This is a genomic window from Streptomyces sp. NPDC055966 (assembly GCF_042269865.1).
Classification (GTDB): Bacteria; Actinomycetota; Actinomycetes; order Streptomycetales; family Streptomycetaceae; genus Streptomyces.
The window spans coordinates 210179-225086 of sequence record NZ_JBHJYK010000009.1 but is presented as its reverse complement, the minus strand read 5'-3'; the positions used below and the strand labels follow the sequence as shown (position 1 = coordinate 225086).

The window sequence follows — 14908 nt, the reverse complement described above, 5'->3', positions numbered from 1 at the left end:
CAACACCGGGTGAGGACAAGGCCGTACGGCACTGTGGGCCGTACGGCGCGGGAAAACGGAGCGGGCCCTGCCATGCCGGCCGGGCCCGCTCCGTTCATGTGTCCGGCCTCACCACGTGGCGCGCACCTGGCGGATGATCCGCCGGCGCAACCGCACCCTGCGGCTGCCGTCGCGCATCAGGCTCAGTCGGTCCAACTCCCAGTGTCCGTACTCGGCATGGTCCGTCAGCAGACGCGTCGCCTCCTTGCGGGAGACCCCGCGAGGTACGTACACGTCGACAAATTCGTATTCCGGCATCGCATCTATTGTGCGGGCTGGGGCCCGGTACGGATAGCGTCTGCACTATGTCTGATGCTGCGCAGCCCACCGCTGCCGAGGTACGTGCCGCCGCCGAGGCGGTCAAGACCGCGCTCGACCGTCATCTGGCGGCGGTCGAACGCAGGTCGGGGGAGGACGACCCGGCCGTCTCCGAGGCGTTCAACCAGCTCGCCGCGGCCGCCGAGGTGTACGACGAGCTGCTCTACGACCGCTACGACGAGGTCACACCCTTCGAGATCCCCGGTGCGGAGGAGCTGCCGCCGTACGCGGGCCCCGAGGAACCCCACGCGATCAGCGTGCTGATCCGCCGCGACTACGCCGTCGCGGAACCCCAGCGGCTGCTCGCGCAGGCCCAGCGGGTCGAGGCGGCGGAGTACGACGAGTCGGGCGGCTCGGCGGACGGCGCCGCCGGCACGGTCCCCGGCGCGCTGGGCGTCCTCTTCGGCGAGTTCGAACCGGACGAGATCGCCTCCCGGCACAAGGAGTTCGGCCTGGAGGAGGGCGACTCCACGCTCTGGGTCACCGCGGCGGAGGAGCCCGCGGAACCCGGTGAGTGGCTGGAGACGCCGTTCGAGCACGTCGACCCGCTGGGCGTGGTGTGCCGGTTCGACGTGAGCGCGGTGTTCGACGACGAGGACGCCGACGACGACGAGGATCTCGAATTCGTCGAGGACGCGGACGAGGACACGGAAGCGGACGACGAGGTCGAGGGCGTCAGGAGGTGACGTCCGCCGGCGGTGCCGTGACGGCCTGAGGCCGCCGCGGCACCGCCGCGATCCGCCGTCGCGGCCGATCGCCGGCGCGGAGGTCAGCCGGCCACCGTCGGCACCTGCGTGCGCAGCAGCGTCCGCAGGCGGGTCGTGCGGGGCTTGGCCAAGGTCTCCGCGACCGCCTTCGGCAGGGCCTGCTCCACCCCGTGGACCACGGACAGATGCCGCTCGGCCCGGCAGAACGCCGTGTACACCCACGGTCTGCTGAGCGTCTGCGCCGCGTCACCGGGCAGCACCACGACCGCCGCCGGCCAGCGGGTCCCGACCGCCTGATGCGCGGTCAGCGCCCAGCCGTGCCGTACGGCCCCCTCCACCCGCTCGCGCGGGACGACCACGGGGGCGCCCGCACAGGACAGGTGCAGCCCGTCGGTGTCGGCCTTCACCACCACGCCCGGCACCGTACGACCCGGGGCGGGGGTGTAGGCGATCCGGTCGCCGGGGTCGAAGCCGCCGAAGCGGCCCGGGCCGGGGTTGAGGCGCTCCTTCAGGGCGGCGTTGAGCGCGCGGGTGCCGGCCGCGCCGCCGTGCCCCGGGGTGATCACCACGGTCTGGTCGGCCGGGACGCCGATCGCCCGCGGCACCGAGTCCGCGACCAGCTGGACCGTGCGGTGCACGGCCTCGCCCGCGTCCCGCACCGGGACGATGACGATCTCCTTGCCGGGGGCGTCGACCTGGTTCAGCTCGCCGACGCCGATGCCGGAGACCAGCTCGCCGATCGGGCCGGGGTCGGGCACGCGGGAGGCGACCTGCGGGCAGGCACGGGCGGCCAGCAGGTCCGCGAAGACCCGGCCCGGACCGGCCGACCACAGCACCGCCGGGTCACCGCTGAGCACCAGCCGGGCCCCGTCCGGCAGGGACTCCACCAGCATCGCGGCGCTCTCCACGTCCAGCTGCGGGGCGTCGAGCACGATCAGCAGGTCCAGCTCCAGGGCGCCGTCCGCGCCCCGGCCCGGGCCCTCGGCACCGGACAGCAGCCCGGCCGCCGTACCCACGCCGCGTGTCGCCGCGTCCTCGCTCGTCCGGGGGCCCGGCAGTGCGGCCAGGCGACGGCGGCCGTCGGCCGTGTGGCAGACGGCGAAGGCCCGCAGGCCGGCGGCGCGGGCGGCGTCGAGCAGCGCGGCCGGTTCCGCGCGGGCCGCCTCCCCGCCGGTGTGCAGCACCAGGCCGTGCCCGGCGACCGCGCGGACCAGCTCGGCCGCACCCCCGCGGGCCGCGTCGACCGCCGCCCGCCAGGCCTCCTCGGTGTCCTTCGACAGGGAGTTGACGAGCCTCGCGAGGCCGTCGGCGAGGCTCTCCTCGGCCAGGGCGTAGCGCTCCAGACCGACGAGGACACGGACCGGCCGCTCCTCCTCCTCGCCCTCGTCGTCACCCTCGTCCGCCCCCTGGGGGGCCGCGCCGGTGGTGTCCTCCAGGGCGTCCTGGAAGGCCAGCGCCTCGGCCTCGGCGAGTGTGCTCTGCACCGCCGCGTCCGGGTCGGGCACGCCCTGCCGGCCCAGCGCCGTGATGAGCGTGGGCAACTCCAGCGCGGTGTGCCCGGCCAGCGCGGCCTGCTCCAGCAGCCAGACGGTCACCGCGCGGCCCCGCCGCTCGTCGTCGGGTCCGCAGGCGGCGCCGAGCAGAGCCCGGGCGAAGCCGTCGGCCTGCTCCGGCCGGACGCCGCCGATCCGCAGCAACTGCCAGGGGTCCTCGCGCAGCGCGGTGTCCGCGCCCTCGCCGAGCGCCGCCGCGACCTGGGGCGCCAGGGCCTCGGGGGCTCCGCCCTCGGTCAGCACGAGGCGGACGGCCTCGACGGTCTCAGCGGCGGGAGCGCCCGGCGCGACGGACGGGGCCGGGGCGGGCTGCGGCCGGTGCACCGGCTCCGGGGCCGGACGGCGGGGGGACGGTGCGGGCTCGGCGAACACCGTCGCCGCGGGCTTCGCGCCGCCCTCCACCGCCCGGACCGCGGCGAGCAGGTCGGCCGCCGTGCCGCTGAGCTTGGTGCCGCTCTCGATCGGGGCCGTCTTCTCGGCCTTGCGGCGCGCGATCCGCTCCCGCTCGACCCGCTGCGCGGCCAACTCGGCCTCCGCCTCGGACACCTGGGCCCCGGCGCCCTCACCGCCGCCGGCGCCACCCGAGCCGCTCTCGCCTTCGGCGACGCCGGCGCTCGCACCGTCCTCGGTTCCGGTCTCGGCCCCGGCCGCGCTCGCGCCGTCGCTCCCGTCCTCACCCACGCCGCCTTGCGCACGGCTCTCCGTGGGCGTGGGTTCGGCGCCCGGGGCCTCGGGGGTGTCCGGTGTCCCCGGCCCGGCTTTCTCCGTGGTCTCCGGCTCCGTGCTCACAGCGTGCTCCAGTCGTGATCGGGATAGCGGTGCAGGGGCGCCGACACATCGTCCAGCGCCCGGCAGATCTCGTCAGGAAGACTAAGCGCCTCCACTGACAATGCCGCCGTGAGCTGCTGCGCGTTGCGCGCGCCGACGATCGGGGCGGCCACGCCGGGCCGGTCCCGGACCCAGGCCAGGGCCACCTGGAGCGGGGTGACGGCGAGGCCGTCGGCGGCCGTCGTCACCGCGTCCACGATGTGCCTCGCCGTGTCGTCGAGGTACGGCTCGACGAACGGCGCCAGATGCTCGGAGGCGCCGCGCGAGTCCGGGGGAGTGGTCTGCCGGTACTTTCCGGTCAGCACGCCCCGGCCGAGCGGGGAGGAGGGCAGCAGGCCGACGCCGAGGTCGAGCGCGGCGGGCAGCACCTCGCGCTCGACGCCTCGCTGGAGCAGCGAGTACTCCATCTGCGTGCTGGCCAGGCGGGTCCGGGTGCCCGGCGCCGCGAGCTGCCAGGTGGCGGCCTTGGCGAGCTGCCAGCCGCAGAAGTTGGAGACGCCGGCGTAGCGGGCACGGCCGCTGCTCACCGCTATGTCGAGGGCCTGGAGCGTCTCCTCCAGGGGGGTGCCGGGGTCGTAGGCGTGCACGTGCCACAGGTCGACGTAGTCCGTGCCGAGGCGGGCCAGGGAGGCGTCGAGGGCGGCGAGCAGATGACCGCGGGAGCCGTCGAAGCGGCGGTCGGGATCGGGGACGCTGCCCGCCTTTGTGGAGATCACCAGGTCCCGGCGCGGCACCAGACCCTCCATCAGCTGGCCGAGCAGATACTCCGACTCCCCGTCGCCGTACACGTCCGCGGTGTCGACGAGTGTGCCGCCGGCTTCCCAGAACGTCTTCAGCAAGTCCGCGGCGTCGTGCTGGTCGGTGTCCCGGCCCCAGGTGAGGGTGCCGAGTCCGATCCGGGACACGCGCAGGCCGGTTCGGCCGAGATGCCTCTGCTCCATGACCGCGAGATTACTGGCCAGAACCCATGCGGTGGGTGGCCTGTGGATAACTCGGCGGACGGGTGCCGGACATACCCCGGGACCGGTGATCCCGGCCCCTGTCCCGGCCACGCCCTGCCTCGGACCCCCACCCCCGCGCTAAGGTCGCCCCCACAGGGACGTTACTCACGGGTAAGGGGAATGGGCCATGCAACTCGGGATCAATCTCGGCTACTGGGGCGCCGGAATGGACGGGGACAATCTGGCCGTGGCCCAGGAGGCCGACCGGCTGGGCTACGCCGTGTGCTGGGCCGCCGAGGCGTACGGGTCCGACGCGGCCACGGTGCTCAGCTGGGTCGCCGCGCAGACCGAGCGCATCGACGTCGGCTCGGCCATCTTCCAGATCCCGGCCCGGCAGCCCGCGATGACCGCGATGACCGCCGCGACGCTCGACTCGCTGTCCGGCGGGCGGTTCCGGCTCGGCCTCGGCGTCTCCGGTCCGCAGGTCTCCGAGGGCTGGTACGGCGTCACGTTCGACAAGCCGCTGGCACGCACGCGTGAGTACGTCGAGATCGTGCGCAAGGCGATGACCCGGGAGCGGCTGACGTACGAGGGCGCGCACTGGACGCTGCCGCTGCCCGGCGGCCCAGGCAAGCCCATCAGGCTGACCGTGCACCCGCAGCGCGAGCACATCCCGCTGTACATCGCCGCGATCGGCCCGAAGAACCTGGAGCAGACCGGCGAGATCGCCGACGGCGCCCTGCTGATCTTCCCCTCCGCCGAGCACCTGGAGGAGACCACGATCACGCACCTGCGCGCGGGGCGCGAGAAGGCCGGCAAGACCCTTGAGGGGTTCGACGTCTGTCCCACCCTGCCGCTGGCCGTGGGCGACGACAAGGACGTGACCCGGCTCGCCGACACCTTCCGGCCCTACACCGCGCTGTACGTGGGCGGCATGGGCAGCGCCAAGCAGAACTTCTACAACCAGCTCGCGCGGCGCATGGGATACGAGAAGGAGGCCGCCGACATCCAGGAGAAGTACCTGTCCGGTGACAAGGCCGGTGCCGCGGCCGCCGTGCCGCACGACCTCATCGACAGGACCACGCTGCTGGGCTCCGTCGACCGGATCGCGGACCGGATGAAGGCCTACGCCGCCGCCGGGGTCACCACCCTCAGCCTCGCCCCGGCCGGCTTCACGCTGGACGAGCGGCTCGCCTCCCTGCGGGCCGGCAGCGAGGCACTGGAGCGCGCCGGGCTCGCCTGACGGCCGCGGCCGAAGGGGTTCAGTAAAGGTTTCTGCGGCCGTGGTGGGGGCTCGGGGGTCTTCCCCGCCACGGCCGTCACCGGGAACAACGCGCCGGGCGCCGCGCGGTTACGACCCCGGCGTTCCTTCTTCCGGCCGAGTCGCCGGGCACCCGTGTTGCGACTCCTCTCCGCCCGCATTTGACTCGTTCTCTGCGGAATGTCGCAGATGATGCGGAATCATGCATCTTGCGGAGAGGTGACCTCGATGCTTTCGGCCAGGAGTCTGTTCCAGGAGATCCTCGACCACGACGAGTCCTTCCGGCTCTTCTGCTCCATCGCCGCCGGCGGGGAGTCCCAGGGCGGCTGGGAGAACGGGCGGATCGCCGCGCTCGTGCCGGACGGCGAACGCGCGCTCGCTCCGAAGATCGCCCGCCACGGCGCCGACGAGGACAAGCACGGCCGCATCTTCCACGCCCTGATGAGGAAGCGCGGACTCACCCCCGTCGCCGTACCGCCCGAGACCGACTACACGATGCTCCTGGAGCGGCGCGGCATCGGTCTCGCGCACGACAGACTCCGGCGCGAGGCGCCGCTGTCCGTACGGGACATCGTCGTCTACCTCGCCCACAGCCGTGTCACCGAGCAGCGCGCCGCCGAGCAGATGACGATGCTCCGCCGGTACTTCGCCGACGATCCGGACGTCGGCAAGGCCGTACGCATGATCTCCACCGACGAGGACAACCACCTCGCCTACACCCACGAGGAACTGCTGCGCCTCGCCGCCGCCGGACACGGCCGGCTGATCCAGCGGACCCTGCGCGCGTACGCGCTCGGCGAGATCGCCGTCCACCGGGACGTCAGCCTCGCCGTCATGGCCCACATGGGGCGCATCCTCGGCTGGCCCCGGGCCAAGTCCGCGCTGCTCGCCGCCGGCATCCACGCGCTGTACGGCTACGAACGCCTCGCCGGCTGGCACCGGATGGCCGCCCTGCGCATGCCCGAGCGCCGCGACGCCCTCGGCGGGCCCGCCGCCCCGGCCCACGAGTTCGCCTGAGCCGAACCGGCCCCTACAGCCAGTCGCGGTGCTTGAACAGGCGGTACAGCAGCACCTCCAGCCCGGCCATCAGCAGGATCACCGCCGGGTAGGACCACAGCCAGTGCAGCTCCGGCATGTGGTCGAAGTTCATGCCGTAGATCCCGGCGATCATCGTGGGCACCGCGGCCATGGCCGCCCACGCGGAGATCTTCCGCATGTCGTCGTTCTGCCGGACGCTCATCTGCGCCAGATGCGCCGAGAGGATGTCGGACACCAGCCGGTCCAGCGCCTCCACGGACTCGTTCACCCGCAGCAGATGGTCGCCCACGTCCCGGAAGAAGGGCCGCGCCTTGTCGTGCACGAACGGCACCGAGCCGCCGAACGGACCGGTGCCGGCCAGCCGGGTCAGCGGCGCCGTCAGCGGACCGGTGGCCCGGCGGAACTCCAGGACCTGCCGCTTGAAGGTGTAGATCCGGGACGCGGTGTGCCGCGAGCCGCCGCGCTCCGGCTGGAACACCTCCGTCTCCAGCTCCTCCAGGTCCCTCTGGAGTTCCGCGGCCACGTCCAGATAGTGGTCGACGACGGCGTCGGAGATCGCGTACAGCACCGCGGTCGGGCCCTTGTCGAGCAGCTCCGGCTCCTCCTCCAGCCGGTGCCGTACGGCGGCCAGCGGCGAACAGGTGCCGTGGCGCACGGTCACCACGAAGGAGTCGCCGACGAAGATCATGATCTCGCCCGTCGTGACGGTGTCGCCCTCGGGCTCGTAGACGACCGGTTTCAGCACCATGAACAGCGAGTCGGCGTACACGTCCAGCTTCGGCCGCTGATGCGCCTTGAGGGCGTCCTCGACCGCCAGAGGATGCAGCCCGAACTCCTCCGTGACCAGGCCGAACTCTCGCTCCGACGGCTCGTACAGCCCGATCCACACGAAACCGCCCGCCGCCCGCGCCTCCGCCAGCGCGTCGGACAGGTCCTCCGGGCCCTCGGTGCGGAGCCCGTGCCGGTAGACGGCGCAGTCCACGATCACGGAGCGCATTCTCCCCTCGCCCGCCCAGCGGCGCACGCGCTGGTACGCCTACCCTGGGCCGCATGCCCACCCTGATCCTCGTAAGGCACGGACGGTCCACCGCCAACACCTCCGGTCTGCTCGCCGGGTGGACGCCCGGCGTCGCCCTGGACGAGCGGGGCGCCGCGCAGGCCGCCGCGCTGCCGGCCCGGCTCGCGGGCCTGCCGATCTCGGAGGTCGTCGCCAGCCCGCTGCAGCGCTGCCAGGAGACCGTGCGCCCGCTGCTGGAGGCCCGCCCGGGACTGAGCGTCCACACCGACGAGCGGATCGGGGAGTGCCACTACGGCGACTGGTCCGGCCGCAAGCTCGCCGAGCTGAAGGACGAGCCGCTGATGGAGGTCGTCCAGGCCCACCCGTCGGCCGCCGCCTTCCCGGGCGGCGAGTCCCTGCGTGCCATGCAGACCCGCGCCGCCGAGGCCGTACGCGAGTGGAACGCGCGCGTGGAGCGCGAGCACGGCGCCGACGCCGTCTATCTCATGTGCTCGCACGGCGACATCATCAAGTCCCTGGTCGCCGACGCCCTCGGGCTCCATCTCGACCTCTTCCAGCGGATCTCCGTGGAGCCCTGTTCCGTCACCGCGATCCGCTTCACCCGGCTGCGGCCGTTCCTGATCCGGCTCGGCGACACCGGGGACTTCGCATCCCTCGCGCCGCGCGAACAACCGGGCGCCGAACCGGACGAGGGCACCGGCGAGGGCGACGCACCGGTCGGGGGTGGTGCGGGCGCACCGTGATCGTCGGCCGCAGTAGGGTGAAGCGATCCACCGCACTCGGATCCACCGCAGTCGCGTACCCGCGTGGCCAGCACCGCTGAAGCTCTCGACCCCAATGGAGATCAGGACGTGTCCCGTCAGGTGTTCCTCTACGACCCGCCGGACCGCTTCGTCGCCGGCACGGTCGGACTGCCCGGGCGCCGTACGTTCTTCCTCCAGGCCGTCGCAGGTTCCCGGGTGACCAGCGTGGCGCTGGAGAAGACGCAGGTGGCCGCGCTCGCCGAGCGCATGGACGAACTGCTCGACGAGGTCGTACGGCGCAGCGGCGGCAGCGCGGCCGTCCCCGCCATGGCGCCCACCGAGATCGCCGACACCGCCCCGCTGGAGACCCCCGTCGACGAGGAGTTCCGCGTCGGCACCATGGCGCTGGCCTGGGACGGCGAGGAACAGCGCATGATCGTCGAGGCGCAGGCCCTCGTGGAGCTGGACGCCGACACCGACGAGGACCTCGCCGAGGCCGAGGAGCGACTGCTCCAGGACGAGGAGAACGGGCCCCCGATGCTGCGGGTCCGGCTGACCGGCGCGCAGGCCAGGGCCTTCGCCAAGCGCGCCCTCGACGTCGTCAACGCCGGGCGGCCGCCGTGCCCGCTGTGCAGCCTCCCGCTCGATCCGGAAGGACATGTATGTCCGCGCCAGAACGGATACCGCCGCGGAGCGTGACGTCCGTCGACACGACCGCCGACGCGGCCGCCGCCGAACTGCTCGCGCGCGGTGAGCTGACCGTACGCGGTCGCATCCGCGAGGCGTCGAACGCCGCGCTGTTCTGCACGGTCGCGTACGACGGCCGGGAAGCCTCCTGCATCTACAAGCCCGTGGCCGGGGAGCGCCCGCTGTGGGACTTCCCCGACGGCACCCTGGCCGGCCGCGAGGTGGCCGCCTACGCGGTCTCGGAGGCCACCGGCTGGGGCCTCGTCCCGCCGACCGTGCTGCGCGAGGGGCCCTACGGCGAGGGCATGTGCCAGCTGTGGATCGACGTCCAGGCCGAGGCGGAGCTGCTCGCCCTGGTGGACGCCGAGGAGCCGGAGCCGGGCTGGAAGGCGATCGGCCTCGCCGAGGTCGGCGAGGGCCGCACCGCGCTGCTCGTGCACGCCGACGACGAGCGGCTGCGCAGGCTCGCGGTCCTCGACGCCGTGATCAACAACGCCGACCGCAAGGGCGGCCATCTGCTGCCCACCACCGAGGGCAGGCTCTACGGCATCGACCACGGCGTCACCTTCAACGTCGAGAACAAGCTCCGCACCCTGCTGTGGGGCTGGGCCGGGGAGCCGCTTACCGCCGAGGCCGTCGAGGTCCTGGGCGGCCTGCGCGAGGGCCTGGGCGGACCGCTCGGCGAGCGGCTCGCCGGACTGATCACCCCGGCCGAGATCGACGCCACGCGCGCGCGTACCGAGGAACTGCTCTCCTCGGGCGTGCATCCGGAGCCGGGCGGTGAGTGGCCGGCGATCCCGTGGCCGCCCGTGTGAGCACAACGGCGGCAGATGTACAAGACCGTCTAACGGGCCATCCGGCCCGATCCCGTTCGTATACGCAGCTCCTGGCCGGTTAGGCTCATGTACATGCATGCCTGGCCCGCTTCCGAGGTCCCCGCCCTGCCTGGTCAGGGCCGCGACCTGAGGATCCACGACACCGCGACCGGCGGTCTGGTCACCCTCGACCCCGGTCCCGTCGCCCGTATCTACGTCTGCGGCATCACCCCGTACGACGCGACCCACATGGGTCACGCGGCGACCTACAACGCGTTCGACCTCGTTCAGCGCGTGTGGCTCGACACCAAGCGGCAGGTCCACTACGTCCAGAACGTCACCGACGTCGACGATCCGCTGCTGGAGCGCGCGGTGCGGGACAACGTCGACTGGGTCGCCCTCGCCGAGCAGCAGACGGCCCTCTTCCGTGAGGACATGACCGCCCTGCGGCTGCTCCCGCCCCAGCACTACATAGGCGCCGTCGAGGCGATACCCGGCATCGTCCCGCTCGTGGAGCGGCTGCGCGAGCTCGGCGCGGCCTACGACCTGGACGGCGACATCTACTTCTCCGTCGAGTCCGACCCGAACTTCGGCAAGGTGTCGAACCTCGACGCGGCCGCGATGCGGCTGCTGTCCGCCGAGCGCGGCGGCGACCCGGAGCGCCCGGGCAAGAAGAACCCGCTCGACCCGATGCTGTGGATGGCGGCCCGCGAGGGCGAGCCCAGCTGGGACGGCGGGACGCTCGGCCGGGGCCGCCCCGGCTGGCACATCGAGTGCGTGGCCATCGCCCTCGACCACCTCGGGATGGGCTTCGACGTCCAGGGCGGCGGCTCCGACCTGGCCTTCCCGCACCACGAGATGGGCGCCTCGCACGCCCAGGTACTCACCGGCGAGTTCCCGATGGCCAAGGCGTACGTGCACGCCGGCATGGTCGCCCTGCACGGCGAGAAGATGTCGAAGTCCAAGGGCAACCTGGTCTTCGTCTCGGCGCTGCGCCGCGACGGCGTCGACCCGGCCGCGATCCGGCTCGCCCTGCTGGCCCACCACTACCGCGCCGACTGGGAGTGGACCGACCAGGTCCTGGCGGACGCCGTGGCCCGCCTCGGCCGCTGGCGCGCCGCCGTCTCGCGCCCCGACGGCCCCTCCGCCGACGCCCTGGTCGAGGAGATCCGCGAGGCTCTGGCCCACGATCTGGACGCACCGGCCGCGCTCGCCGCGGTGGACCGCTGGGCGGAGCGCCAGGAGCAGGAGGGCGGCACCGACACGGGTGCCCCCGGCCTGGTGACCCGGGCGGTGGACGCCCTGCTGGGCGTGGCGGTCTAGCCCGGCCACTCCGGCACACGCACAAGGGGCGGTACGCGCACGCGTACCGCCCCTTGCGTCACTCCCGGGTCAGTCCTCGGAGTCCTCGTCGTCGTCCGGGCCGCCGGAGGCGTCGGGCCTCGGCGGCAGGGGCGGCCGGGTCCGCCCGCCCGGGTTGTCGCGCAGCCACGGGCCGGTGTCCGTGCCGTCCGCCGTCGCGTGGCCGCCCGGCGGGCCGACGTCCCGGCGCCGCAGGTACCGCTCGAACTCGCGGGCGATGGCCTCGCCCGACGCCTCCGGCAGCTCGGCGGTGTCCCGGGCCTCCTCCAGTGTCTGCACGTACTCGGCGACCTCGCTGTCCTCCGCGGCCAGCTGGTCAACGCCCACCTGCCAGGCACGCGCGTCCTCGGGCAGCTCGCCCTGCGGGATGCGCAGGTCCAGCAGGTCCTCCAGCCGGTTGAGCAGCGCCAGCGTGGCCTTCGGGTTGGGCGGCTGGGAGACGTAGTGCGGTACGGCCGCCCACAGCGACACCGCCGGGACGCCCGCGTGCGTGCACGCCTCCTGGAGCACGCCGACGATGCCCGTCGGGCCCTCGTACTTGGTCTCCTCCAGGTCCATCCGCTGGGCCAGGTCCGGGTCGGACGTGACCCCGCTGACCGGCACCGGACGCGTGTGCGGGGTGTCACCGAGCAGGGCGCCCAGGACGACCACCAGCTCCACGCCCAGCTCGTGCGCGAAGCCCAGCAGCTCGTTGCAGAACGAGCGCCAGCGCATGGACGGTTCGATGCCGCGCACCAGCACGAGATCGCGCGGCTTCTCGCCGCCGACGCGGACCACCGACAGCCTGGTCGTCGGCCATGTGATCTTGCGCACCCCACCGTCCATGAAGACCGTGGGGCGGTTCACCTGGAAGTCGTAGTAGTCCTCGGCGTCCAGCGCCGCGAACACCTCGCCCTTGAACTCGCGTTCCAGATGCGCGACCGCCGTGGAGGCGGCGTCACCGGCATCGTTCCAGCCCTCGAACGCGGCCACCATGACTGGGTCGATCAGCTCGGGAACCCCCTCCAGCTCGATCACCCAGTGCCTCCTTCCGACGTGCCCTCGCCTGACTCACCAACCTTACGGCGTCCGGCGGGGGCTCCCGCAGCCCCCTTGCACGGGGGAGTGAACGGATCACTGCCCCGTGCACCAGTGCGGAACACCCGGACTCACAGAGTGGACCGGAGCCACTGCTCCACGCTCGCGATGTGCACCGTCGCCCAGGAGCGGGCCGCCTCCGCGTCCCGGTCGCGCAGCGCGGCCAGGATCGCCCGGTGCTCGCGCAGGGTGCGGCCGACCGCGTCCTCCTGGGTCAGGCCCCGCCAGATCCGCGCCCGTGTGGTCGGCCCCGACAGGCCGTCCAGCAGCGAGCACAGCACCGAGTTGCCCGCGCCGCGCACGATGCCGCGATGGAACTCCAGGTCGGCGGCGACCAGTTCCTCCACCGAGGGCTCCGCGCCCAGGGCGTCCAACTGGGCGGACAGCGCGTCCAGTTGCTGCTCGCTGATCCGGAAGGCCGCCATCGCCGTCGCGGCCGGCTCCAGGATCCGGCGCACCGCCAGGAACTCCAGCACGGTGTCGTCGCGGTGGAAGTCCACCACGAAACTCATGGCCTCCAGCAGGAGTTGCGGGTCGAGACTCGTGACGTACGTGCCGTCGCCCTGGCGCACGTCCAGGATCCGGATCAGCGACAGGGCCCGTACGGCCTCGCGCAGCGAGTTGCGGGACAGGCCCAGTTCGGCGGCGAGTTCGCTCTCCTTGGGCAGCCGGTCGCCGGGGCGCAGCGCACCCGAGACGATCATGTCCTTGATCTTCTCGATCGCCTCGTCGGTGACTGCCATGACCGGCCTCCTGTCGCCCGCACCCCGCGCGCATGCGCTCAGACATCGGATGTCTCAGTCACATTATGCGGGCCCTTCCCGGGGCCGTTCGGGTGAGCCCATGGGAAAGGGGCGGCCCCACCGCAGCGGGACCGCCCTTCGCCGTGCCCGGTTACTTCTTGTCGAGCAGGTCCTGGACCTTGCCGCGGACCTCGTCCGTGGCAAGACCGCGGATCGTCAGCGTCGTACGGCGGCGCAGCACGTCGTCCGGCGTCTGGGCCCACTCGTGGTCGCGGGCCCAGACGACCTGCGCCCAGATCTCCGGGGCGTCGGGGTGGACGCGCTCGGCCAGGTCCGGGTTCTCGTTCGCCAGCCGGGCGATGTCGAAGGCCAGGGAGCCGTAGTGGGTGGCCAGGTGCTTCGCCGTGTCGGCCGCCATGCGCGGGCCGGGCGCCGGGTGGTCCACCAGCAGGCGGTGCGCGACGGCGCGCGGGTTGGCGACGCCCGGCAGCGGGAGCTTCTTCGGCAGCGAGGAGATCGGCTCGAAGTCGTCGCCGAGCGGGTGACCCGGCAGCGCCTCCAGCTTCTTCATGATCGTGCGGCCGATGTGGCGGAAGGTGGTCCACTTGCCGCCCGCGACGGACAGCATGCCGCCCTTGCCCTCGGTCACCACGGTCTCGCGCTTGGCCTTGGCGGTGTCGCCGGGGCCGCCCGGCAGCACGCGCAGACCGGCGAACGCGTACGTGATGAGCTCGCGCCGGAGCTGCTGGTCCCGGACGGAGAACGCGGCCTCGTCCAGGATCTGGGCTATGTCCTTCTCGGTGACGGAGACGTCCGCCGGGTCGCCCTCGAACTCCTCGTCGGTCGTGCCGAGCAGCAGCATGTCCTCCCAGGGGAGGGCGAAGGTGATGCGGTACTTGTCGATGGGGGTCGCGAGCGCGGCCTTCCAGGCAGAGGTGCGCTTGAGGACCAGGTGCGCGCCCTTGGACAGGCGGATGGAGGGGGCCGCGTTCGGGTCCTCCATCTTCCGCAGGTGGTCGACCCAGGGGCCGGTCGCGTTCAGCACCAGGCGGGCGCTCACGCCGAACTCCTCGCCGGAGACACGGTCCTTGAGCTCGGCGCCGGTGACCCGGCCCCGGGTGAAGCGCAGGCCGGTGACCTCGGCGTGGTTGAGGACGACCGCGCCCGCCTCGACGGCCGCGCGGACCGTCATCAGCGCCATGCGCGCGTCGTTCATCTGGTCGTCGCCGTAGACGGCCACGGCCTTGAGGTTCTCGGTGCGCAGCTCCGGCACGTCCTGCGCCGCCTTGGCGGGGGAGAGCAGGTGGCCGACGCCGTCGCCGAACGCGGAGAGCGCGGAGTAGGCGAAGACGCCCGCGCCGAGCTTCGCCGCGCCGTGCGGCCCGCCCTTGTACACGGGGAGGTAGAAGGTGAGCGGGTTCGCCAGGTGGGGGGCCACCTGGCGGGAGACCGCACGGCGCTCGAAGTGGTTCTCCGCCACCAGCTTCACCGCGCCGGTCTGCAGGTAGCGCAGACCGCCGTGGAGCAGCTTGGAGGAGGCGGAGGAGGTGGCACCGGCGAAGTCGCCGGAGTCGACCAGCGCCACCCTGAGTCCGGACTGCGCGGCGTGCCAGGCGGTGGAGATGCCCAGGATGCCGCCGCCGATCACAAGAAGGTCGTACGACGCCTTGGAGAGCTGCTCCCTGGTCTCGGCGCGGCTCGGGTTGGAGCCGGAGGCCGGGTGCGTCCCCAGGGCAGGTACGGACAGGGTGGACTGACTGGTCATGTCGGGTACTTAC

14 protein-coding genes are annotated in these 14908 nt (G+C 72.9%); 7 read left to right on the top strand and 7 right to left on the bottom strand.

Going from position 1 to position 14908, the window contains the following annotated elements; translation table 11 throughout:
- Positions 1-108: 108 nt before the first annotated feature.
- The gene (locus ACFC8N_RS21120; protein ID WP_046732800.1) at positions 109-297 is read right to left on the bottom strand and encodes a DUF5703 family protein; all 189 of its coding nucleotides are present in this window, start codon (positions 295-297) and stop codon (positions 109-111) included.
- A gap of 47 nt (positions 298-344) precedes the next feature.
- Here ACFC8N_RS21120 and ACFC8N_RS21115 point away from each other — a divergent pair, with 47 nt between their 5' ends.
- Positions 345-1043 (top strand): hypothetical protein, encoded by a 699-nt coding sequence (locus ACFC8N_RS21115; protein WP_356022418.1) that lies wholly within the window; start codon positions 345-347, stop codon positions 1041-1043.
- 83 nt (positions 1044-1126) lie between these two features.
- On the opposite strand, the gene ACFC8N_RS21110 is transcribed toward ACFC8N_RS21115, so the two are convergent.
- Positions 1127-3406: a helix-hairpin-helix domain-containing protein gene (locus tag ACFC8N_RS21110; RefSeq protein WP_376289011.1), complete on the bottom strand. Its 2280-nt coding sequence runs from the start codon at positions 3404-3406 to the stop codon at positions 1127-1129.
- Positions 3403-4386, bottom strand: a complete 984-nt coding sequence (locus tag ACFC8N_RS21105; protein WP_356022413.1) for an aldo/keto reductase — start codon at positions 4384-4386, stop codon at positions 3403-3405. The genes ACFC8N_RS21110 and ACFC8N_RS21105 overlap by 4 nt, the downstream gene beginning before the upstream one ends.
- A 187-nt stretch (positions 4387-4573) precedes the next feature.
- Here ACFC8N_RS21105 and ACFC8N_RS21100 point away from each other — a divergent pair, with 187 nt between their 5' ends.
- The gene (locus tag ACFC8N_RS21100; protein WP_356022411.1) at positions 4574-5629 is read left to right on the top strand and encodes an LLM class F420-dependent oxidoreductase; all 1056 of its coding nucleotides are present in this window, start codon (positions 4574-4576) and stop codon (positions 5627-5629) included.
- A gap of 246 nt (positions 5630-5875) precedes the next feature.
- Complete coding sequence (locus tag ACFC8N_RS21095) at positions 5876-6664, top strand: ferritin-like domain-containing protein (RefSeq protein ID WP_356022409.1); 789 nt, start codon at positions 5876-5878, stop codon at positions 6662-6664.
- A gap of 13 nt (positions 6665-6677) precedes the next feature.
- Here ACFC8N_RS21095 and corA read toward each other — a convergent pair whose 3' ends face one another.
- A complete protein-coding gene (gene corA, locus ACFC8N_RS21090; protein WP_356022406.1) occupies positions 6678-7673 on the bottom strand; it encodes a magnesium/cobalt transporter CorA in 996 nt (331 codons plus the stop codon).
- Between the two features lie 62 nt (positions 7674-7735).
- Between corA and ACFC8N_RS21085 the strand changes: the two genes are divergently transcribed.
- From ACFC8N_RS21085 to mshC, 4 genes are all read left to right on the top strand, one after another.
- Positions 7736-8446 carry a histidine phosphatase family protein gene (locus ACFC8N_RS21085; protein WP_356022404.1) on the top strand — a complete coding sequence of 237 codons (711 nt, stop codon included), beginning with the start codon at positions 7736-7738 and terminating at the stop codon, positions 8444-8446.
- Between the two features lie 108 nt (positions 8447-8554).
- Positions 8555-9145, top strand: a complete 591-nt coding sequence (locus ACFC8N_RS21080) for a DUF3090 domain-containing protein (RefSeq protein WP_356022403.1) — start codon at positions 8555-8557, stop codon at positions 9143-9145.
- A complete protein-coding gene (locus ACFC8N_RS21075) occupies positions 9109-9948 on the top strand; it encodes an SCO1664 family protein (RefSeq protein ID WP_356022400.1) in 840 nt (279 codons plus the stop codon). The genes ACFC8N_RS21080 and ACFC8N_RS21075 overlap by 37 nt, the downstream gene beginning before the upstream one ends.
- Before the next feature lie 93 nt (positions 9949-10041).
- Positions 10042-11271 (top strand): cysteine--1-D-myo-inosityl 2-amino-2-deoxy-alpha-D-glucopyranoside ligase, encoded by a 1230-nt coding sequence (gene mshC / locus ACFC8N_RS21070; protein WP_356022398.1) that lies wholly within the window; start codon positions 10042-10044, stop codon positions 11269-11271.
- Between the two features lie 69 nt (positions 11272-11340).
- Here the strand turns inward: mshC and ACFC8N_RS21065 are convergent, their stop codons facing one another.
- The 3 genes from ACFC8N_RS21065 to ACFC8N_RS21055 form a co-directional block, all read right to left on the bottom strand.
- On the bottom strand, positions 11341-12327 hold the full coding sequence (locus ACFC8N_RS21065; RefSeq protein WP_356022395.1) for a PAC2 family protein: 987 nt from the start codon (positions 12325-12327) through the stop codon (positions 11341-11343).
- 131 nt (positions 12328-12458) lie between these two features.
- Positions 12459-13130 (bottom strand): FadR/GntR family transcriptional regulator, encoded by a 672-nt coding sequence (locus ACFC8N_RS21060; RefSeq protein WP_356022393.1) that lies wholly within the window; start codon positions 13128-13130, stop codon positions 12459-12461.
- 151 nt (positions 13131-13281) lie between these two features.
- Entirely contained in the window at positions 13282-14895 is a 1614-nt protein-coding gene (locus ACFC8N_RS21055) for a glycerol-3-phosphate dehydrogenase/oxidase (protein WP_356022391.1), read from the bottom strand.
- Positions 14896-14908: the final 13 nt, after the last annotated feature.